The sequence below is a fragment of the Microbacterium testaceum genome (assembly GCF_020781835.1).
Taxonomy (GTDB): Bacteria; Actinomycetota; Actinomycetes; order Actinomycetales; family Microbacteriaceae; genus Microbacterium; species Microbacterium testaceum_H.
Genome location: NZ_JAJGNJ010000006.1, coordinates 1 through 20,796 on the forward strand (window position 1 = coordinate 1; position 20,796 = coordinate 20,796).

The 20,796-nt window shown below is 70.0% G+C and carries 21 protein-coding genes; 5 read left to right on the forward strand and 16 right to left on the reverse strand.

What is annotated here, in order from left to right:
- The first annotated feature begins 408 nt into the window (after positions 1-408).
- Positions 409-1,491: a GNAT family N-acetyltransferase gene (locus tag LL239_RS09925; RefSeq protein WP_228163281.1), complete on the forward strand. Its 1,083-nt coding sequence runs from the start codon at positions 409-411 to the stop codon at positions 1,489-1,491.
- Between the two features lie 54 nt (positions 1,492-1,545).
- On the opposite strand, the gene LL239_RS09930 is transcribed toward LL239_RS09925, so the two are convergent.
- The 8 genes from LL239_RS09930 to LL239_RS09965 form a co-directional block, all read right to left on the reverse strand.
- Positions 1,546-2,547, reverse strand: a complete 1,002-nt coding sequence (locus LL239_RS09930; RefSeq protein WP_228163283.1) for an NAD-dependent epimerase/dehydratase family protein — start codon at positions 2,545-2,547, stop codon at positions 1,546-1,548.
- Positions 2,548-2,580: 33 nt separating this feature from the next.
- Positions 2,581-3,024, reverse strand: coding sequence for a MerR family transcriptional regulator (locus LL239_RS09935; RefSeq protein WP_228163284.1), 444 nt, complete (start codon positions 3,022-3,024; stop codon positions 2,581-2,583).
- Positions 3,025-3,082: 58 nt separating this feature from the next.
- Complete coding sequence (gene mutM / locus LL239_RS09940) at positions 3,083-3,973, reverse strand: bifunctional DNA-formamidopyrimidine glycosylase/DNA-(apurinic or apyrimidinic site) lyase (protein ID WP_228163285.1); 891 nt, start codon at positions 3,971-3,973, stop codon at positions 3,083-3,085.
- Entirely contained in the window at positions 3,966-4,646 is a 681-nt protein-coding gene (gene rnc / locus LL239_RS09945) for a ribonuclease III (RefSeq protein WP_228163286.1), read from the reverse strand. The genes mutM and rnc overlap by 8 nt, the downstream gene beginning before the upstream one ends.
- Positions 4,647-4,656: 10 nt before the next feature.
- Entirely contained in the window at positions 4,657-4,866 is a 210-nt protein-coding gene (rpmF, locus tag LL239_RS09950; RefSeq protein WP_050721097.1) for a 50S ribosomal protein L32, read from the reverse strand.
- Positions 4,867-4,868: 2 nt separating this feature from the next.
- Positions 4,869-5,363: a YceD family protein gene (locus tag LL239_RS09955; RefSeq protein WP_228163506.1), complete on the reverse strand. Its 495-nt coding sequence runs from the start codon at positions 5,361-5,363 to the stop codon at positions 4,869-4,871.
- A gap of 120 nt (positions 5,364-5,483) precedes the next feature.
- Positions 5,484-5,981, reverse strand: a complete 498-nt coding sequence (gene coaD / locus LL239_RS09960; RefSeq protein WP_228163287.1) for a pantetheine-phosphate adenylyltransferase — start codon at positions 5,979-5,981, stop codon at positions 5,484-5,486.
- Between the two features lie 16 nt (positions 5,982-5,997).
- Positions 5,998-8,160, reverse strand: coding sequence for an ATP-dependent DNA helicase RecG (locus LL239_RS09965; RefSeq protein ID WP_228163288.1), 2,163 nt, complete (start codon positions 8,158-8,160; stop codon positions 5,998-6,000).
- Between the two features lie 50 nt (positions 8,161-8,210).
- On the opposite strand from LL239_RS09965, the gene rsmD reads away from it, so the two are divergent.
- Positions 8,211-8,783: a 16S rRNA (guanine(966)-N(2))-methyltransferase RsmD gene (rsmD, locus tag LL239_RS09970; protein WP_228163289.1), complete on the forward strand. Its 573-nt coding sequence runs from the start codon at positions 8,211-8,213 to the stop codon at positions 8,781-8,783.
- 4 nt (positions 8,784-8,787) lie between these two features.
- Here rsmD and thiL read toward each other — a convergent pair whose 3' ends face one another.
- Positions 8,788-9,780: a thiamine-phosphate kinase gene (gene thiL / locus LL239_RS09975; protein ID WP_228163290.1), complete on the reverse strand. Its 993-nt coding sequence runs from the start codon at positions 9,778-9,780 to the stop codon at positions 8,788-8,790.
- 25 nt (positions 9,781-9,805) lie between these two features.
- Between thiL and LL239_RS09980 the strand changes: the two genes are divergently transcribed.
- Positions 9,806-10,309, forward strand: coding sequence for a DUF3515 family protein (locus LL239_RS09980; protein WP_228163291.1), 504 nt, complete (start codon positions 9,806-9,808; stop codon positions 10,307-10,309).
- A gap of 33 nt (positions 10,310-10,342) precedes the next feature.
- On the opposite strand, the gene LL239_RS09985 is transcribed toward LL239_RS09980, so the two are convergent.
- From LL239_RS09985 to leuC, 6 genes are all read right to left on the reverse strand, one after another.
- The gene (locus tag LL239_RS09985) at positions 10,343-11,428 is read right to left on the reverse strand and encodes a D-alanine--D-alanine ligase family protein (protein WP_228163292.1); all 1,086 of its coding nucleotides are present in this window, start codon (positions 11,426-11,428) and stop codon (positions 10,343-10,345) included.
- Positions 11,328-12,464, reverse strand: a complete 1,137-nt coding sequence (locus LL239_RS09990) for an NAD(P)H-dependent glycerol-3-phosphate dehydrogenase (RefSeq protein ID WP_228163293.1) — start codon at positions 12,462-12,464, stop codon at positions 11,328-11,330. Before LL239_RS09990 ends, LL239_RS09985 begins: the two co-directional genes overlap by 101 nt.
- Complete coding sequence (locus LL239_RS09995) at positions 12,454-13,194, reverse strand: lysophospholipid acyltransferase family protein (protein WP_228163294.1); 741 nt, start codon at positions 13,192-13,194, stop codon at positions 12,454-12,456. The genes LL239_RS09990 and LL239_RS09995 overlap by 11 nt, the downstream gene beginning before the upstream one ends.
- 3 nt (positions 13,195-13,197) lie before the next feature.
- Positions 13,198-14,571 carry a UDP-N-acetylglucosamine 1-carboxyvinyltransferase gene (murA, locus tag LL239_RS10000; RefSeq protein ID WP_228163295.1) on the reverse strand — a complete coding sequence of 458 codons (1,374 nt, stop codon included), beginning with the start codon at positions 14,569-14,571 and terminating at the stop codon, positions 13,198-13,200.
- 63 nt (positions 14,572-14,634) lie between these two features.
- Complete coding sequence (leuD, locus tag LL239_RS10005) at positions 14,635-15,231, reverse strand: 3-isopropylmalate dehydratase small subunit (RefSeq protein WP_228163296.1); 597 nt, start codon at positions 15,229-15,231, stop codon at positions 14,635-14,637.
- Between the two features lies 1 nt (position 15,232).
- Entirely contained in the window at positions 15,233-16,714 is a 1,482-nt protein-coding gene (leuC, locus tag LL239_RS10010) for a 3-isopropylmalate dehydratase large subunit (RefSeq protein WP_228163297.1), read from the reverse strand.
- A 230-nt stretch (positions 16,715-16,944) separates the two neighbouring features.
- On the opposite strand from leuC, the gene LL239_RS10015 reads away from it, so the two are divergent.
- Both LL239_RS10015 and LL239_RS10020 read left to right on the forward strand, forming a co-directional pair.
- The gene (locus LL239_RS10015; protein ID WP_228163298.1) at positions 16,945-18,297 is read left to right on the forward strand and encodes an O-acetylhomoserine aminocarboxypropyltransferase/cysteine synthase family protein; all 1,353 of its coding nucleotides are present in this window, start codon (positions 16,945-16,947) and stop codon (positions 18,295-18,297) included.
- Positions 18,294-19,607, forward strand: a complete 1,314-nt coding sequence (locus tag LL239_RS10020) for an LLM class flavin-dependent oxidoreductase (RefSeq protein WP_228163299.1) — start codon at positions 18,294-18,296, stop codon at positions 19,605-19,607. Before LL239_RS10015 ends, LL239_RS10020 begins: the two co-directional genes overlap by 4 nt.
- A gap of 7 nt (positions 19,608-19,614) precedes the next feature.
- Here the strand turns inward: LL239_RS10020 and LL239_RS10025 are convergent, their stop codons facing one another.
- Positions 19,615-20,679, reverse strand: coding sequence for a TerC family protein (locus LL239_RS10025; RefSeq protein ID WP_228163300.1), 1,065 nt, complete (start codon positions 20,677-20,679; stop codon positions 19,615-19,617).
- Positions 20,680-20,796: the final 117 nt, after the last annotated feature.

Sequence of the window (20,796 nt, forward strand, 5' to 3'; positions counted from 1 at the left end):
AGATCACCGCCGCCTAAACTAACGACAGCTGATCATCGCAACGAAGCGAAAGACCACCACTCAAACGGACGCGGCCCACTTCGCTCACGCGCGCGCCGCAGCACACGGCATCCGCGTTTTCCGTCCCCGTCGTCGAGACCTCGGCCCAGCGCCGTCTCGGTCCGATCGACCGTCTCTCCCTTCGGCTCGGCCTGTGGCTGCTGGTCCGAGCCGCCGCGCGCGCCGACGCGGCGACGCACTGCGCCGCGCACACCGCCGAGATGGCCCACCTCGCCCGTCTCAACGCCCTCGAGCGGCAACAACGCGAGGCCGACTGGCAGCGGCTCGCGCTGCACATCCGTCCCCCGCTCTGATCGGGTGGGGCCGCTCCCCCGGCCCCACCCGACTGTCCCGCACGAAAGATCCGACATGACTGCTCTTCCCGCCGGCCTCGAGCTGCGCCCCCTGCGTATCCCGACCTCGATCCACGACGCCGACGCCGCCGACTTCCGTGAGATGTCGCGCGTGCGCAATCTCGTCTACGCCGAGATCGCCGGCCACGACGACCATGCAATGCCCGCCGACGAGCTGCTGCCCGTCTACCGCCCGACCTCCTCTCAGATCCGCCTCCTGTGGCTCGCCGTCCTCGACGGCGAGGTGGTCGGTCGGGTCGGCCTCGACCTCCCGCAGGAGGACGGGGCGCGGACGGGCTTCTGGCTCATCGAACTGCGGCGCCGCGTCTGGGGCCGTGGCATCGGCCGTGCCGCCCTCGACCTGATCGAGCGCACCGCACGCGACCACGGGCGCACGGTGCTGCAGTCCTGGGCCGAGCACCCGGCAGCCGATGGTCCCCACCTCGCCGCCCCCACGGGGTTCGGCCGCGTCCCGCTCGATCACGCCGCCCGATTCTTCCTCGCCGCGGGGTACACGCTCGAGCAGATCGTCCGACAGAGCTATCTCACGCTCACCGACTCCGAACCCCATCTGCGGCGCCTCCTCGCCGAGGCGGAGGAGGCGGCCGTCGGCTACCGCGTCATCCAATGGACCCTCCCCACTCCGCCGGAGTTCGTGGATGCCTACGCCGCCATGAAGTCACGCATGATCACGGACGCCCCGTCCGCGGGCCTGGATTACGACGAGGAGAAGTGGGACGCGGCGCGGGTCGCCGATTGGGAACGGGTCTACACCGACGCCGAGCGACACGTTCTCGTGACGGTCGCGCAGCATGTCGACACCGGCGAGCTCGCAGCGTTCAACGAACTGGCCATCGGCAAGGATCGCACGGCAGTGACCAGTCAAGAGGACACCCTGGTCGTCGCCGCCCACCGCGGACACCGCCTCGGCATGCTCGTGAAGTGCGCCGGACTCCTCGCATGGCACGACGCCGTTCCCGAGTCGTCTCGCGTCATGACGTACAACGCCGAGGAGAACCGGCCCATGCTCTCGATCAACGAGACGATCGGGTTCGCGCCGACCTCCTACGAGGGCGCGTGGCAGAAGGTGCTCGACTGATGCCGGGGGCGGCCGCGCGCGGCGGCGCGCTCCCCGGCAGACTCTGAACGGGGGTCAGAGCGAACGGTCCAGCATTCCGCGCTCGCGCATGTCCTCGACCGTCTCGACGATCGTGCTTTCCGCGGATCGAGGAGCGAACCCGAGCTCGGCCTTCGCGCGCTCGTTGTGGATCACAAGCGGCGGCAGGTCTTCACCGGGCGCTTCTTCCCGGGGCGTGCGCACGGCGAGTTCACCGAAGTGATCGCGGAGAACGGTCGCCACACCGAGCCACGTCGTGGTCGGTCCGTCCGCGAGCAGCAGGTAGCGCTTGCCTGCGGCGTCCGGGGCGTGCATAGCCGAGAGGTGGGCCGTCGACACATCGCGCACGTCGGCGATGCCGAAGCGCTGCCGCGGTGCGACCGGCATCCCCCCGCTCAGCATCGCGAGGAGGGCCTGCAGGGAGGAGCGAGGGTCGGAGGTCAACGCGGGGCCGGCGATCCACGTCGGGTTCAGGACGACGAGTTCGAGGCCACCGCCCTCGCTCCGGACGAAGTCCCATGCGGCTCGTTCGGCGACGGTCTTCGACCGCGGGTAGGCGGGCAGCCCGGGAGCGTCGGGGTCGGTCCAGTCGTGCTCATCGAACTCCCGCGCGCCGCGCGCGTTGAGGGGCTTCTGCGAGTACCCGACCGCTGCGAACGACGAGGTCAGCACGACGCGCGCGACCCCGGCGTTCCGCGCTGCCCGGAGCACGCGCAGCGCCCCGTCGCGCGCCGGCGTGACCACGATCTCCGGGTCCTCGGTGAGATGGGTCATGGGGGATGCCACGTGGTAGACGCCCGCGGTACCGGCGACCGCGGCATCCCATCCGTCGTCGTCGGTCAGCGACGCGACGACGACGTCCAAGCCGCGGTCGTCGGCACCCCCGCGACGCACGGCCTCGCGAAGCGCCGGCTCCGCGTCGAGGGAGCGGACCGTGGCCCGGACATCGGTACCGCGCTGGAGGAGGTCGGTGACGATACGGGACCCCAGGTAGCCGGAGGCCCCGGTGACGAGGACGGTGTCATGTGAACTGTTCATAGGGAGAGTCGAACAGACCTCAAGCGCATGAAGTCAAGCGCGAACCACTCTCTCCAGATCGGGGAGGATCCGCTGGACCTGCATCTGCGCCTCTGCCTCGTCCGCCGCGTCTCCGCGGTCACGGGCATCCCACAGCGCCGCCTTGCGGCGCAGGTACTCGAGGTGCACCCCGAGCGTGGCGATCTCCAGCTCCACCCGCTCCGCGTGACGGAGGAGGATGTCACGCTGCGCGGAAGCGGCTTCGTTGCCGAGGGCACGGTTGCGCTGATAGGTACGCATGTCCTCGATTCCGACCCCCATCGCCCGTAGGCACGCGAGCACCTGCAGAGTGTCGAGATCGGCCTCGCGGTAACGGCGGTGACCGCTCGTGCCGTCACGTGCGATCGGGCCGATGAGGCCGACCTCCTCGTAGTACCGGAGGGTGGGTTCGCTGAGGCCCGACCGACGCGCGGCCTGCTGGATGGTGAGCAGAGACATGGGACCAGCCCAGCACACTTCATGCGCTTGAGGTCAAGCCTCGTCTCGTGTCCGTCGATCATCGTTCGCGCTGGCAGCGCGGGCAGAAGTGGCTCGAGCGGTTCATGAACGATACGCGCACGATCGGCCGGCCGCACCGCGGGCACGGCTGACCGGTGCGCCCGTAGGCGTTCAGCGAGTGCGCGAAGTAGCCGGCCTGCCCATTGACGTTCACGTACTGCGCATCGAAGCTCGTACCTCCCTCGGCGAGAGCCTTCTCGAGCACCGCGCGCACCTCGGACAGCAGGCGGTTCACGGAGCGCGTCGGGAGAGCGGATGCGGCGGTCTCGGGGTGGATCCGGGCGGCCCACAGTGATTCATCGGCGTAGATGTTGCCGATGCCGCTCGCAACGGTCTGATCGAGCAGCACGCGCTTGATGCCCGACGACGTACGCGCGAGCCGCGCGCGGAAACGCGCCTCGTCGAACGCGGGGTCGAGCGGATCGCGAGCGATGTGGGAGACCTGCGTCGGCACGCGCGGAATCGACGAGCCCCGGCCGCCGGCCGCGGCATCCGGAGTGTCGACGAGCTGATCGATCGCGAGGGAGCCGAACGTCCGCTGGTCGGCGAAGACAAGCGAGAGAGACCCGTGCAGCGGGTTCTCGAGCTCGATGCGGATGCGCTCGTGACGCTCCGGGGGCGCGCCCGGGGCACGTAGGAGCATCTGACCGCTCATCCCCAGGTGCGCGACGATCGCCTCCTCGCCGCCGACCGGCATCCACAGGAATTTGCCCCGCCGCACCGCCGCGTCGATGCGACGGCCGGTGAGCTCCGCCTCGAAGTGCTCGCCGGTGCCGGTGTGACGGGTCAGCGCCCGCGCATCGCGGACGTCGACCGAGGCGATGAGTGCGCCGCTGACGGCGGGTTCGAGGCCGGCGCGGACGACTTCGACCTCGGGCAGCTCAGGCACGGGCGTTGAGCTCGCGCCACGCCGTGAGCGCGGCCGCCATCTCGGCCTGCTTCTTGCTGGAACCGGTGCCCTGTGTGGTGACGTCACCGGCGACGACCGTTGCGGTGAACCGGCGATCGTGGTCGGGACCGGTCGCCTCGACCGAGTACACCGGCGCCGGAAGCGCCAGGCGGGCGGAGATCTCCTGCAGGCTCGTCTTCGGATCCATCGCCGCACCGTAGCGGTCGGGATCGGCCAGAAGCGGCTCGACCAGACGCAGCACCAGTGCTGTGGCGGCATCCGGTCCGGCCGACAGATAGGTCGCGCCGATCACCGCTTCCATCGTGTCGGCGAGGATCGAGTCCTTGTCGCGTCCACCGGTGAGGATCTCTCCCCGCCCGAGCCGGACGTGATCACCCAGACCGATGCCTCGGGCCACCTCGGCCAGCGCCACCGTCGACACGACGCTGGCGCGGCGCTTGGCGAGGCTGCCCTCGTCGAGATCCGGATGCCCGGTGTACAGCCGCACGGTGACGGCCTGGGCCAGCACCGAATCGCCGAGGAACTCGAGGCGCTCGTTGTGCGGAATGCCGCCGTTCTCGTAGGCGAACGAGCGATGGGTCAGCGCAAGAGAAAGAAGCTCGGGGTCGATGTCGACCCCGAGCTTCTCGATGAGCGCAGAGAAACGCGTCACCGGACGTTGATCAGACGTCGGCGACCTTGCGGCCCTTGTACTCGAGGAAGAGCTCGGTGCCCTGCGAGTCGGTGACGACCTTCGCCTGGTGGGGGCGGCTGTAGACGACCTTGCCGTTCTCGACGGTCTTGACCAGCGCGGGGGCTTCGGCCTTCCACTGCGCGCGACGCGAGCGGGTGTTGGAGCGGGAGACCTTCCGCTTCGGGGGGTTACCTGCCATGACTAGCTCTTCTCTGTCTTGGGGGCGGCGCGGAGCGCATCGCCGTCGTCTGGGGTGTACTGCTGGAGCGCGGCCCACCGAGGATCGACGGGCGTCTGCTCCGTGTCGCCGGCGCTCTCCGTCAGCTTCTCACCCGTGACCGGGTCGAGCCCGAGGCAATCCGGCTGACACACCGGCTGGAACGGAAGCGAGAGGACGATGGCATCCCGGACCAGATTTTCAAGATCCACGTGGTCGTCTTGAACTTCGAAGTCGTTCGCTTCCTCCCCAGGATACGCGAAAAGTTCCTGGAACTCGACTTCGACAGGCTCAGTGATGTCGATGAGGCAGCGACCGCACACACCGGTGGCGGTGGTGTCGACCGTTCCGGACACCAGGATGCCTTCGTGCACAGACTCCAACCGCACATCGATCTCGAGCGGCTCGTCGGCGGCGACGGACACCAGACCCTCGCCCCATTTCTCGGGCGCGGGGATGTCCAGTTCGTGCTCACGCATCTCCCCCGGCTTGCGCTCGATGTCGCGCACGGGGAGCTGGAAGGGGCCGGGTCGGTGGGTTCTCACGGTCGTCCATGCTACCCGCGCGCCCCTGAACGGGGGCCGGGCGGGCGAGGGAGGTCAGAGTCCCCGTGAGCCGGTGTCGAGGAACCGCGCCACCGGCCCGGGCACGTACGGCGAGACGTCTCCACCGAGTGCCGCGACCTGCCGGACGAGCGAACTCGACACGAGCGCGTGAGAGGGGTCGGGCAGGAGGAACACCGTCTCGACGTGCGCCAGATCGCGGTTGACGATCGCCATCGGGGTCTCGTAGGCCACGTCGACCTGCGAACGGATGCCTTTGACGAGCACCTGCGCGCCCACGTCGGTGGCGTAGTCGACCAGGAGTCCCATGCTCCACGCGGCGACGACGACGTCGCCCTCGATGCCCTCTTCCTGGATCGACTGCTCGAGCAGGGCCTGGCGCTGCGCGATGGGCAGCATGGCCTCTTTGCCGGGGTTGTGGACGACGAGCACGTGGAGTTGGTCGAACAGGCCCGCCGCGCGGCGGATGACATCGAGGTGGCCCCGCGTCGGGGGGTCGAAGGAACCGGGTACGACGGCGATCCGCGGACTCATGCCGCCAGCCTACCGATCACGACTTCGCCAGGGCCGCGCGCTCCTCCACACCCACGCGGCGCTCCAGCGCGGCGGCGAGCCCAGGATGCCGGACCAGCGCGGGGTCATCGGCGAGCACGGTTTCGGCGGCGGCGCGTGCCTCGACGATGAGGTCGGCGTCGGTGACCACCCGCAGGAGCCGCAGCGACGATCGGACCCCCGACTGCGCACCGCCGAGCACGTCGCCCTCGCCGCGCAGCTCCAGGTCGACCTCGGCGAGCTCGAAGCCGTCGAGCGTGCGGGCCACGGCCTCGACCCGCGATCGCGACGACGTGCCGGGCGCGGCTTCGGTCACGAGGAGGCACAGGCCGGGAAGGCCACCGCGACCGACGCGACCGCGCAGCTGATGCAGCTGCGACACGCCGAAGCGGTCGGCCTCGAGGATCACCATGGTGGAGGCGTTGGGCACGTCGACGCCGACCTCGATGACGGTCGTCGCCACCAGCACATCGATGTCGCCGCGCGCGAAGGCCTGCATCACGGCATCCTTCTCGTCGGCGTGCATCTTGCCGTGCAGGATCTCGACGCGGATGTCGGCGAACGCCGGCAGTGTGTCCAGCAGGGCCTGCACCTGGACCACCCCCCACCGGGTGCGTGTGTCGGCCGCGTCGTCCGCGGGTTCGTCACCGACCTCATCAGAGGTCAACTTCTCGGCATCGATCGCCGCGCAGACGACGAACGCTTGGCGCGATTGGGAGACTTCCTCCGCCACCCGATCCCACACCCGGGCGAACCAGCCGGGCTTCTCGGCGAGCGGTGCGACGAAGGTCTGGATGCCGGCCCTCCCCGCGGGCATCGTGCGGATGGTGGAGACATCGAGGTCGCCGAAGACCGTCATGGCGACGGTGCGCGGGATCGGCGTCGCGGTCAGGACCAGCGTGTGCGGCGAGTCGCCCTTCGCGCGGAGCGCCTCGCGCTGGTCGACGCCGAAGCGGTGCTGCTCGTCGACGACGACGAAGCCGAGATCGGCGAAGGTCGTGGTGGAGCTGAGAAGCGCGTGGGTGCCCACGACGATCCGCGCCTGGCCGGATGCCACCCGGAGTGCGGCGCGGCGACGCTCGGCGGCCGGAAGTTGACCGGTGAGGAGCGTGGGCATGAGCTCGGGGGCCAGCTGCGGACCGAGCATCTTCGCGATCGACCGCACGTGCTGCGCGGCGAGCACCTCGGTCGGCGCGATGAGAGCGGACTGTCCGCCCGACTCGGCGACCTGCAGCATGGCGCGGAGGGCGACGAGCGTCTTCCCGGACCCGACCTCGCCCTGCACCAGGCGGTTCATCGGCCAGTCGCCCACCAGGTCGTCGGCGATGCGGGCACCCACGCTCTCTTGATCCGGGGTGAGGGCGAACGGCAGAGCCGCATCGAAGCGCTCCAGGAGCCCACCCGGGGCCGCAGGACGCTTCGTCGCCGACAGCGCGCGGACGAACTGACGCTGCTGCAGCAGCGCGGTCTGCAGGACGAACGCCTCCTGCATCCGAAGGGTCGCGACCGCGGGCGGGATCTCGTCGTCGTGGTACGGCCGATGGATGTGCTCGAGCGCCGTCCGGGCAGCGACCAGACCATGGCGCTCGCGCAGCTCGTCGGGCAGCGGATCGTCGATGGCGCCGAGCGCGTCGAGGACCAGCGCAATCGTCTTCTGCACGAGCGGGCTCGGCACGGTACTCGTCGCCGGGTAGATCGGGATCGGCCGCTTCGAGTTCACCTCGGCCTCGGCGCGAGCCTCCTCGAGATCGTCGAACAGCGCGTAGTCGGGGTGGGTCAGCTGCGTCTGGCGCCGATACTCCCCCACCTTGCCGGAGAAGATGCCGCGTCGGCCGGGCGTGAGATCCTTCAGACGCCACGCCTGGTTGAAGAAGGTCAGCGACATGCGCCCGTCACCGTCGCTGATGATGACCTCGAGCAGCGACCCGCGGCGGTTCTGCATGCGCCGCTCGGTCGCGCTGACCACCTCGGCGACGATCGTCACCGGCTCGCCGAGCGGCAGCGATGAGATCGGCGTGAGCTCCCCTCGTTTGGCGTACCGGCGCGGGTAGTGCTCGAGCAGCTCGCCGACGGTCTTCATCCCGAACGCGCGCTCGAACGCCGCGGCGGTCTTGCCGCCCACGGCGCCGTCGAGTCGAGACGACAGCGAGAGACCGGGCATGCACCGAGTCTAGGCATCGGCTCCGACACCGCGGTTTGTAGGGTGAGACGGTGACCCGCATCATCTCCGGCCGCGCGGGCGGCACGGTTCTCGACGTCCCCGCCAAGGGCACGCGCCCCACCAGCGACCGCGTGCGCGAGTCGCTCTTCGGTGCGCTGGAGTCGGCGGATCTCATCGACGGTGCGCGCGTGCTCGACCTGTACGCCGGCTCCGGCGCGCTGGGGCTCGAGAGCCTCAGCCGCGGCGCCGCCTCCGCCGATCTGGTCGAACTGTCGGCTCCGGCCGCCGCACTGATCCGCAAGAACGCCGAACGACTCCGTTCCGCGGGTGTCCGCGGCGTCGCCCGAGTGCACCGCGCGAACGCGACGACCTTCGTCGAGACTTCGACCGCCGAGTGGGACCTGGTGTTCCTCGACCCGCCCTACGACGTCTCCGACGACGAGGTCGCCCGCGTCCTCGCCGCCCTCACTCCTCGTCTGAGCCCGGATGCCGCGGTGGTCGTCGAGCGCGCCAAACGTTCGGCAGCACCGGACTGGACCACCGCGGGACTCGAAGCCGAACGCGACCGCACCTACGGCGACACCACGCTGTGGTGGGGCCGTCCCGCACTTCCGCGCGCGTGACCGCTCAGCCGCGGTGGGCGTCCCAGTCCCGATACGGATCCCATCCGGTGCGGCCCGTCCAGGGGCGGCCGCCGACGGTCACCGCGACCTCGCCGCGGGGCTGGACCGTACCCACGCGCTGACCTGGGCCGACCGTGCCCGCGGGGAACGTGACCAGGAACCCGTGGTCCTCTCCCCCGCTCAGCGCGAGCGCGAGATCGTCGCCCAGCGCAGCCGCGTCGAAGGCGATCGTCACCCCGGACGCGTCGGCGAGGCGCTCGGCATCCAGGGCCAGCCCGTCCGAGATGTCCATCATCGCCGTGGCACCGACGTCCGCCGCGCGGAGCGCCTCGATGATGGGCGGCCGCGGCCGCAGCTGCCGGTCGAGGGCTTGCGAATCCTCGGGGCCGAGGGCCGCCCGCCCGTCCTCCGTCACCGGAAGCGGCGCACCGCTCGCGTCCACGAAGCGGGTGAACAGCACGTTCAGACCGCGTCCCGCCACGCCGAGCTCGCCGATGACGTGCACGGCATCCCCCGCCCGCGCGCCCGAACGGCGTACCGGGTCACGTCCGTCGAGGGTGCCCAGAGCCGTCACGGCGATCGTCAGGGTGTCCGAGACGGTGAGGTCACCGCCCTCGACGGCACAGCCCGGCGCGAGCTCGGCGCAGGCCTGCGCGAGACCGTCGGCGAGACCCCGCACGAACGAGACCGGGGTCTCGTCGGGCATCGCCAGCGCCACGAGCAGCGCGATCGGCCGCGCACCCATGGCCGCGACGTCGGCGAGGTTCACCGCCGCCGACTTGTACCCGAGGTCGACCGACGACGACCACGCCAGCCGGAAGTCGGGGCCGTGCACGAGCGTGTCCGTGGTGGCGACGACCCGCCCGTCCGGCACCGCCAGCACCGCGGCATCGTCGCCGGGGCCGACGGTCGCGGTCGAGGCGGGGAGTCGGTCCAGGATGCCGCGCAGCACCTGTCCCTCGGACAGCTCCCCCACGGTGGTCTCGGCGTCGGTCACCCTCCCACGCTATTAGCCTGGAGGGGTGCCCCGCTCCCCTCGCGCCTTCGCGCTGATCGCCGTCCTCGCCCTGCTGCCGGGACTCGCCGCGTGCAGCACGACGGTGTCGATGCAGCCGGCCGAACAGGCGAACGACCCCGCGTGCGCGCAGATCATCTCGCGTCTGCCGGAGAGCATCTCCGGTCAGGAGCGTCGCTGGACGGACGCCCAGGCCACGGGGGCCTGGGGGAACCCCGCGAGCATCCTCCTCACGTGCGGGTTGGAGGCACCCGGACCCTCGACCCTTCCCTGCCGGCCGTTCGACGGCGTCGACTGGCTCGTCGACGAGTCACAGGCCGCCGAGAATCGTTACACCCTCACGACGTTCGGCCGCGAGCCCGCGGTCCAGGTGTACCTCGACTACGCCGCTGCCAGCAGTGCCGACGTCGCGCAAGCGCTCGCGCCGCTCATCCGGGACTACCTGCCCGCGACGGGCCAGGTCTGCACGTCGCCCGATGATGCGACGCCCGCCCCGACCGCGACGCCCTGACACCGCTGTTCCGCCGCGCGCGCCGGCGCCGCGTCAGCCGCGCGCGAGCGCCGCGTCCAGCAGGTCGCTGATCAGGTCGGGGTACGACAGCCCCGACGCGATCCAGCACGTCGGGAACATGGAGATCGGGGTGAAACCGGGCATCGTGTTGACCTCGTTCACGTAGAACTCGGCCCCGGTGTAGAAGAAGTCGACACGCGCCAGCCCCTCCCCGCCGAGTGCCTCGAAGGCCTGCGCCGCGATCCGCTGCATCTCGGCCAGCTCACCGTCACGCAGCTCGGCGGGGCACACGAGATCGACCCCCGGGACGTCGAGGTACTTCGCCTCGAAGTCGTAGAACTCGCGGCCCGTCACCACGATCTCACCGGCGACGCTCACGCGCACCGGACCCCCGTCGCGTCCGGGCAGTACGCCGCACTCCAGCTCGCGACCGACGATCGCCTGCTCGACGAGGGCCAGACGGTCCTCGGCGAATGCCGTCTCGAGCGCGGCATCCAGGTCTTCCCAGCGGGAGACCTTCGTCACGCCGACGCTCGAACCGGCCTCGTTCGGCTTGACGAACACGGGGAGATCGAGGGCGCGGATGCGCCGCTCCCACAGGGCGCGGTCGCGCGCCAGGTCGTCCCGGGTCACGGCGACCCACGGTACGACGGGCACGCCGGCCGAGCGCAGCACGCGTTTGGTCATGTTCTTGTTCATGCCGATCGCCGACATCAGCACGCCGCCACCGGCGTACGGGATGCCCAGGAGCTCGAGCAGTCCCTGGACCGTGCCGTCCTCACCGAACCGGCCGTGCAGGATCGGCAGAACGACGTCGACCTCGCCGAGGGAGCGCTCGCCGTCGGCATCCGTCACGCTCCACTCGCGCGAGCGCACCGACTCCGGCAGCCGCACCCGCGTGCCGTTGTCTCGCACCTCAGGCAGCGCCTCCGGTCGCAGCGCGAACTTGTCCGGATCGTCGTCCTCGAGCACGAAGGCGCCCTCGCGGGTGATCCCGACCGGAATCACCCGGAAGCGGTCACGGTCGATCGCCCGCAGCACCCCGCCCGCCGTGGCGGAACTGATCGAATGCTCGCTGGAGCGCCCGCCGAAGAGCACCACCACCGCCGGTCTGGTCATTCTGCGTCCTCTCGCCCTGCGGCTGGTCGTCGTCGGTCGTGAGATGGGGCGCGATGTCGCGCGGATCCATGGTGCCGTCGAGCACCATCTTCACCTGGCGCACGATCGGCATGTCGACGCCGACCTCGCGTGCGAGCTGCAGGACGGGAGCGACGGATGCCAGGCCCTCGGCCGTCTGCTGCATCTGCTTCACCACGTCCTGGTAGGAGTAGCCCTGTCCGAGAAGGCGCCCGGCGGTGTTGTTGCGGCTGAGCGGCGACTGGCACGTGGCGATGAGGTCACCGAGGCCCGCGAGCCCCTGGAGAGTCTCCTGCTGCGCGCCCTGGGCCACCGCGAAGTCGGTCATCTCGACCAGGCCGCGCGTGATGATCGAGGCCTTGGTGTTCTCGCCGTACCCGACGCCGTCGACGATGCCGATCGCCACGGCGATGAGGTTCTTCAGCACGCCGCCGAACTCGGTGCCGATCACGTCGGTATTGACGAAGGACCGGAAGTAGCGGTTGCGCGCGCGTCGGGCGACGGCTTCCGCCGTTTCTGGGCTGAGCGAGCTGATGACGGCGGCGGTGGGCTGCTCACGGGCGATCTCGAGGGCGAGGTTGGGACCGGATGCCACCGCGATGCGCGCGGGGTCGCACAGCAGCACCTGCTCGATGACCTGGCTCATGCGCAGGCCCGTGGACTTCTCGACGCCCTTCATGAGCGAAACGATCGGGGCGTCGGTGCGCTCGACCAACGGTTTCACCGCGGCGAGGTTCTCGCGCAGCGCTTGGCTGGGGATCGACAGGTAGACCTGCTCGGCACCGTCGAGGGCCTCGGCGAGGCTCGTCGTCGCCGTCATCGTGCGCGGCAGGTTGATACCCGACAGGTACCGGCTGTTGCGCTTGGACTCGGTGATCTCGGCCGCCAGCTCGGGCCGCCGCGCCCACATGACGACCGACGCGCCGCCGTCGGCGAGGATCTTGCCGAACGTCGTGCCCCAGCTGCCGGCGCCGACGACGGCGACCTTGGGTCCGGGTGCCTCGCTCCTACGACTCAAGGCGACCCGTCTCGTTCTGCCCGTGCTGCGACGGGTTCCATCGCTCAGCGGGCGCGGGCAGACCGCGCAGGCCCGAGAGCATCTCGGCGAGGCGAGCCATCAGTTCGTCCGTCGCGCGCGTCAGCGTCGCCGGCTGAGTGGCCGTCGCGCTGTACTCCGACAGGTCGATCGCCGGACCGAACTCCACGACCACTCGGGCGCGACGGGGGAAGCGGAGCTTGCCGTAGCGCGGAAGGATCTGCTGAACACCCCACTGGGCCATCGGGATCAGCGGCAGATCGCCCCCCAGCGCGAGACGGACCGCCCCGGTCTTGCCGCGCATGGGCCACAGCTCGGGGTCACGCGTCAGCGTTCCCTCGGGGTAGACGATGACACCCCGCCCGTCCCGTGCGATCTCCTGCGCCGCCCTGATCGACTGGTTCGCACTCGAGGAGGTCCGCGGCACGGGGACCATGCCCGTGGCACGCAGCGCCGCGCCGAGGACGGGAACCTTGAACAGGCTCTCCTTCGCCAGGAACCGCGGGGCGCGACCCGCGCGCCACACCGCCACGGCCACGACCAGCGGGTCGAACTCCGAGTTGTGGTTGGGGGCGAGCACGTACGCGCCTTCGCGCGGCAGATTCTCCACGCCGCGCATCTCGATACGTGCGAACACCCCTACCAGCGGAACCACGACCGCGGCGAGAGGCCAGAAGGCGCTCGGCCGGCTCTTCTCGGGAGACGCCGTCACCGCTCAGCCCACGACGTCGAAATCGGCGTCGAGAGCGGTGAGCTTCTCGAGGAACTTCTCGTACCCGCGACGGATGATCCCGATGTTGCGCACCGTCGACTCGCCCTCCGCCGCGAGAGCGGCGATGACGTAGCTGTAGCCGCCGCGCAGGTCGGGGACCTCGACGTCGGCGCCGTGCAACGGCGTCGGTCCGTTGATGACGGCGGCCTGCTCGAGGTCGCGACGCGGAACCCGCCGATCGGGGCTGTCGATGCCCTTCGGGTGCACGACGATGTCGGCGCCCATCTTGTTCAACGCCTGCGTGAAGCCGAGCCGGTTCTCGTACACCGTCTCGTGCACCGTCGAGGTGCCGTGCGCCTGCGTCAGCGCGACGATGAGCGGCTGCTGCCAGTCGGTCATGAACCCCGGGTGCACGTCGGTCTCGACCATGACGGGCTTGAGGTCGCCGCCGCGGCGGAACAGGATGCCGTCCTCGCGGACGTCGAACCAGCCGCCGGCCTTGCGGAAGACGTTGAGGAAGGTCAGCATGTCCTGCTGGCGCGCGCCCTTGGCGAAGATCTCCCCGTCCGTGGCCAGCGCCGCGCACGCCCACGACGCCGCCTCGTTGCGATCGAAGATCGCGCGGTGGTCGTAGCCGACGAGACGGTCCACGCCCTCGATGAAGATCACGCGGTTCGGCTCGTACGAGATGATGGCGCCCATCTTCTGGAGCACGGCGATGAGGTCCATGATCTCGGGCTCGATCGCCGCGTTGCGCAGCTCCGTGACGCCCTTGGCGCGCACGGCCGTCAGGAGCACCTGCTCCGTCGCGCCCACGCTCGGGTACGGCAGCGTGATGTTCGCGCCGTGCAGGCCGTTGGGGGCCGTGATGCGGATGCCCTCGTAGCTCTTGTCGACGACGGCGCCGAACGCGCGGAGCGCGTCCATGTGGAAGTTGATCGGACGGTCGCCGATGCGGCATCCCCCGAGATCGGGGATCAACGCTTCACCCAGGAGGTGCAGCAGCGGCCCGCAGAACAGGATCGGGATGCGCGAGGCGCCGGCGTGCGCGTCGATCTCCTCGAAGTGCGCGGCGACCGCGCCCGACGGGTCGAGGTGGAGCGTGCCCTCTTCGTCGCCCGGGGTGACGGTCACGCCGTGCACCTCGAGGAGGGAACGGACGACCTTGACATCGCTGATGTCCGGCACGTCGCGGAGCGTGCTGGTGGTGTCGCCCAGGAGGGCGGCCACCATCGCCTTGGTGACGAGGTTCTTCGCCCCCTTGACTTCGACCGTTCCGCGAAGCGGCCGACCGCCGCGGATGGTGAGGGTCTCGGCCGCCTCCCAGTTCGGCTGTCCGATGTGGTGTTCTCCGGTATCGGAAACGAGTGTGCTCATAGGGGGGTGGACCTCACTTCGTGGACGAGGGGCGGCGGACCGGCCCGATCGGGCCGGCCGGGCTTAGCGGACCGGGAGGGTCCGCGGCCGCCATGCCTCGCGGCGCGCCTCGAACTGCGCGATCTTGTCTTCGCTGCGCAGGGTGAGCCCGATGTCGTCGAGTCCTTCGAGAAGCCGCCACCTAGTGTAATCGTCGATGTCGAACGAGACTCGGAGATCGCCGAGCGTCGCGATTCGCGCCTCGAGATCCACGGTCATCTCGACACCGGGCTGCGCCTCGACCGCGGCCCAGATCCGCTCGACGTCGTCCTCGGTGATCACGCCCGTGACCAGCCCCTGCTTGCCGGAGTTGCCGCGGAAGATGTCCGCGAACTTCGGGCTCAGGACGACACGGAAGCCGTAGTCGCGCAGCGCCCACACGGCGTGCTCACGGCTGGATCCCGTGCCGAAGTCGGGACCCGCGACGAGAATGGATGCCGAGCGGAAGGCATCCTGGTTCAGGATGAACTCCGGATCCTGACGCCAGTTCGCGAACAGCGCGTCCTCGAAGCCCGTCTTGGTCACGCGCTTGAGGTACACGGCCGGGATGATCTGGTCGGTGTCGACGGCCGAACGCTTCAGCGGGGCCACGATCCCGGTGTGGGTGGTGAACTTCTCCATGTCAGGCCTCCGCCCCGGTCGCGACGGTCTCCGCGGGCAGCGGATCGAGATCGGCGGGACTCGACAGTGTTCCGCGCACCGCGGTCGCCGCCGCCACCAACGGGGAGACGAGATGCGTGCGTCCGCCCTTGCCCTGGCGTCCCTCGAAGTTCCGGTTCGACGTCGACGCGCAGCGCTCGCCCGGGGCGAGCTGGTCGGGGTTCATGCCCAGGCACATCGAGCAGCCGGCGAAACGCCACTCGGCACCGAACTCGGTGAAGACCTTGTCCAGGCCCTCGGCCTCGGCCTCCAGGCGCACGCGCGCCGAGCCCGGGACGACCATGACACGGACGTTGTCGGCCTTCGTGCGACCGCGGATGATCGAGGCGAAGGCCCGGAGGTCCTCGATCCGGCTGTTCGTGCACGAACCCATGAAGACGGCATCCACCGGGATGTCCTTCATCGGGGTGCCCGGCTCGAGCGCCATGTACTCCAGCGCGCGTTCGGCGGCGGCGCGCTCGTTCGCGTCGGCGATCTCGGCCGGAGTCGGCACGACATCGGAGAGCGAGACGCCCTGACCGGGGTTCGTCCCCCACGTGACGAAGGGCTCCAGTTCGTTCGCGTCGAGGAAGACCTCGGCGTCGTAGACGGCTCCCTCGTCGCTCGGCAGCGTCCGCCAGTACGCGACGGCGTCCTCCCAGTCCTGGCCCTGCGGCGCGTGCGGACGCCCCTCGAGATAGGCGAAGGTCGTGTCGTCGGGCGCGACCATGCCCGCGCGGGCTCCGGCCTCGATCGACATGTTGCACATCGTCATGCGTCCCTCCATCGAGAGGGAGCGGATGGCGCTGCCGCGGAACTCGAGCACGTAGCCCTGACCGCCGTTGGTGCCGATCTTGGCGATGACGGCGAGGATGATGTCCTTGGCCGTGACGCCGGGCTTCAGCTCGCCCTCGACGGTGATGGCCATCGTCTTGAAGGGCTTGAGGGGCAGCGTCTGCGTCGCCAGGACGTGCTCGACCTCGCTCGTGCCGATGCCGAACGCCATCGCCCCGAAGGCACCGTGCGTCGAGGTGTGGCTGTCGCCGCAGACCACGGTGATACCCGGCATCGTCAGGCCCAGCTGCGGACCCACGACGTGGACGATGCCCTGCTCCTTGTCGCCGAGCGAGTGGATGCGCACACCGAACTCCTTGGCGTTGCGGCGCAGCGTCTCGATCTGCGTGCGGCTGGTCAGGTCGGCGATCGGCTTGTCGATGTCGAGCGTGGGGGTGTTGTGGTCTTCCGTGGCGATGGTGAGGTCGAGCCGTCGGACGGGGCGACCCTCGGCGCGCAGGCCGTCGAAGGCCTGAGGGCTCGTGACCTCGTGCACCAAGTGGAGGTCGATGTAGATGAGATCGGGCTGACCGTCCTCGCCCTTCACGACCAGGTGGTCGTCCCAGACCTTCTCGGCCAGGGTGCGCGGGCGATCGGGAACGTGGATGCCGTCGATCGATGTCGTGCTCATGAGACTTGCGTTTCTCCTCGGATGGGATGTGAGGCCCGCGACGAACTCCGCGACGAGAAAGGCCTAGAACAAGGTCTCGTCGCGGCCGCTAAGGAGGAGGCCGACGATCCGCACGTCGCCACGATACCACCGGGCGACGACGCCCCTCCGCGTAACACGGCGCCGCACATTTCGGTGCCGTGCGGGCCGACGTGCGACCCTGTCGCCACCCGCTGGAAGGAGAGGGCCGTATGGGCGCGCAGGAAGACACCGGATTCTCGACCCGTCAGGTGCATGCGGGCGCGCAGGCCGCGCCCGCGTCGCCCCGGACGACGCCGATCTACCTGACGGCCGGCTTCACGTTCTCCGACCTCGACGAGTCCGCCGCCCACTTCTCCACCGGCAGCGGGTTCGGCTACAGCCGCACCGGTAACCCCACGGTGCAGGCGGTCGAGGAGAGGATCGCGTCGCTCGAGGGCGGAGACCAGGCGATCCTCGTCTCGAGCGGTCAAGCCGCGGTCACCGTCGCCCTCCTCGGACTCCTGGATGCCGGCGACCACATCGTCGTGTCGGAGCACATCTACGAGGGCACGCGCGGCCTGCTCCTGGACAACCTCTCCCGCCTCGGCATCACGGTGACCTTCGTCGAGACCGCGGACCTCGACGCCTGGCGCGCTGCCATCAGGCCCCGGACCAAGGCGCTCTTCGCCGAGACGCTCTCCAACGCCCGCAACGACGTGCTCGATGTGTCCGCGGTCGCCGCGATCGGCGCCGAACGCGGGATCCCGCTCGTCGTCGACAGCACCTTCACCACGCCGTACCTCCTCCGCCCGATCGAGCACGGCGCGGCGCTCGTCGTGCACTCGGCCAGCAAGTTCCTCGCCGGCCAGGGCGCCGTCCTGGGTGGCGTCATCGTCGACGACGGACGGTTCGACGCCGCGGCATCCGGACATCTCTCCCCGCACCTCGTGGGAACCGACCGCCTCGGCGGCCCGAGCTACGCCGAGAAGCACGGCCGCCGCGCGCGCGGGGCGTACCTGCGCGAGAGCGTCGCTCCCCGGTTCGGCCCCTCCCCCTCACCGCTCAACGCGTTCCTCATCGGGCAAGGCGTCGAAACGCTCAGCCTGCGCGTCGAACGGCAGTCGGCCAACGCGCTCGCCGTCGCGCACTGGCTCGAGTCACGACCCGAGGTCGAGCGCGTCGACTACGTCGGCCTCCCCTCGCACCCGCATCACGCCCTCGGTCGCCGATATCTCGCACGCGGCAGCGGGTCGGTGTTCACCGTGACGCTTCGCGGCGGCCTCGAGGCGGCGCGGCACGTCGTGCAGTCGGTGCGCCTCATCACCCACATGACCCACCTCGGGGACGTCCGTTCGCTGATCCTCCACCCGCAGAGCACGAGCCACTCCGCACGGACCGTCGCCGAGCGCGAGCGCGCCGGAGTCTTCCCCGGCACACTGCGTCTCTCCATCGGGATCGAGGACGTCGACGACATCGTGGCAGACCTCGCGCAGGCGCTCGAAGGGCTGGCATCCCTCGCCCGCGGTGGAGACCGGACGGATGCCGCCGACCGCGGCACCGTGCGAGAGGTGGCCGTGCTGTGACACGCCTGCAGCACTTCGGCTGGTTTCTCGCCCGCGGATTCGGCCCGCACGGCTGGGGGCACCCGTACCTGCGGTGGAACCACCGCTGGACCGAGCCGGGCCTGTACCAGGACTCGGCGCGCACGCTCGAGCACGCAGGCTTCGATCTGCTGATCATCGAGGACGCCCCCTCGCTCGGCACCGCGGAGACGATCGATCTGCGCGTTCGACACGCGTTCGGCGGACCCAAGCACGACCCGCTCCTGCTCGCGCCGTACCTGTTCGCCGCGACCCGTCACCTCGGCGTCGTCCCGACGGTCAACCCGGCGGCGTACCTCCCGTACACCGCCGCGCGACAGTTCGCCACGCTGCAGCACCTGAGCGGACATCGCCTGGGCGTGAACGTGGTCACCGACACCGGCAGCGCGCGACACTTCTCGACGGCGCCGCAGCTCGGGCACGACGCCGCCTACGACAGAGCAGAGGAGTGGCTCGACGGCCTGCGGTCCCTGTGGCGCAGCTGGGGCGACGGCGCCCTCGTCGAGGACGAGGAGTCGGGCGTCTACGCGGACGGCACCCGGCTGGCCGCGACGCAGCACCGCGGCGAGTACTTCGGCTTCGACGGTCCCCTGAACGCCCTGCCGTTCACCGACGGGGAACCGGCGATCGTCTCTCCCGGCGGTTCCGGCCGCGGCCTGGCGTTCGCCGGACGCAACTCCGACGTGCAGCTGGCCCTCGCGCCGCTGGACGAGCGGAGCATCCGGGCGTACCGCGCACGCATCCACGCCGCCGCCGAGGCCTCTGGCCGCGCGCCCGGCGACGTGAAGATCCTGTTCGCGATCCAGCCCGTGCTCGTCTCGTCGCCGGAGGAGGCCGACCGGATCGTCGCGGCATCCGCGCACCCCGACGACGCAGCGCTCCGGGCCATCGCCCGCAAGCAGTCGAGCGACCTCGAGACCGACCTCACCGATCTCGACCTCGACGGTCCGCTGGACCGCTCGATCTTCGGCGAACACGTCTCGGAGGGCAGCATCCGCCGCCTGGTCGGCTCGCATGAACCCGACGTGCCCCTGCGGACGATCCTCGCGGCGCACGCGCGCCTCGGCCGCCTGAACGACGGATCGGGGTTCGTGGGCACCGCCGACGAGTTCGCCGACCGCATCGAAGAGCTCGGCGAGTGGGGGAACGACGGCGTGCTGCTGTGGGGCGACCTGCATCCGGTCACGGTGCACCGACTGCTCGACGACCTCGTGCCCATCCTGCGACGCCGCGGCATCCTGCGCGAGGAGTACGTCGACGGGGGTCTCGGCGCGAATCTCCGCGCGTTCTGACGAGGGGTCAGTCGCGTCCGGGCCGATCGACCGTCGGCGGGGTCCCCTTCTCGTCTGCGACCTGTGTGGCGGCATCCTGCGGTCCGGCAGAGGACGGTTCGCGTCGCGACGCGACGAGGCTCGCGACCGTCGCGACGGCCATCGACAGCACGATGACGGCGAGCGAGACCCACGTGGAGATCTCGGGCGCCCACTCGATCGGCTCGCCGCCGTTGAGGAACGGCAATTCGTTGACGTGCATCGCGTGCAGGATCAGCTTCACGCCGATGAAGGCGAGGATGAACGCGATGCCGTAGTGCAGGAACCGCAGGCGCTCGAGCAGATCGCCGAGGAGGAAGTAGAGCTGCCGCAACCCCATGAGAGCGAACAGGTTGGCCGTGAACACGATGAACGGGCTCTGCGTGATGCCGAAGATGGCCGGGATCGAGTCGATCGCGAAGAGGAGATCGGTCACGCCGATCGCCGCGAAGACGATGATCATGGGCGTGAACACGCGCTTGCCGTCGATGCGGGTCAGCACCTTCTTGCCGTCGTAGGACTCGCTGATGGGGAGCACGCGGCGCAGCATCCGGACGATCACGTTCTCTCTGCGGACGTCGTCGTCATGGTCATCGCCGGGGAAGGCCTGACGGACCGCCGTGAAGATCAGGAACGCGCCGAAGACGTAGAAGATCGGGCTGAAGTTCTCGATGATCGTCGCACCCACGAGGATGAACGCGCCGCGCAGGACGAGCGCGATGATGATGCCCACCATCAGCACCTCCTGCTGGTAGCGGCGCGGCACGGCGAACTGCCCCATGATCAGGACGAAGACGAACAGGTTGTCGATCGACAGGCTGTACTCGGTGAGCCATCCGGCGACGAACTGGCCCGCGACCTCTCCCCCCGCAGCGGCCCACAGGATACCCGCGAAGATCAGCGCCAACGTGACGTAGAAGACCACCCACAGGGTCGATTCCTTGGGCGAGGGGATGTGGGGACGCTTGAGGATGATGAGCAGATCCGCGGCGAGGATCAGCACCAGCACCACCAGCGTCACCGTCTGGAACACCGGGTCCAGCTGCAGCTCCATGAGGGCCTTTCGTCGGGGGAAACGCTGAAGTCTATCGACCCACGCGCCGTCGCGGCATCCGGGGTCCGCATCGCGCGTGAGACGATCCCGCGCGCGCGGACACTCCTGAGTGAGAGA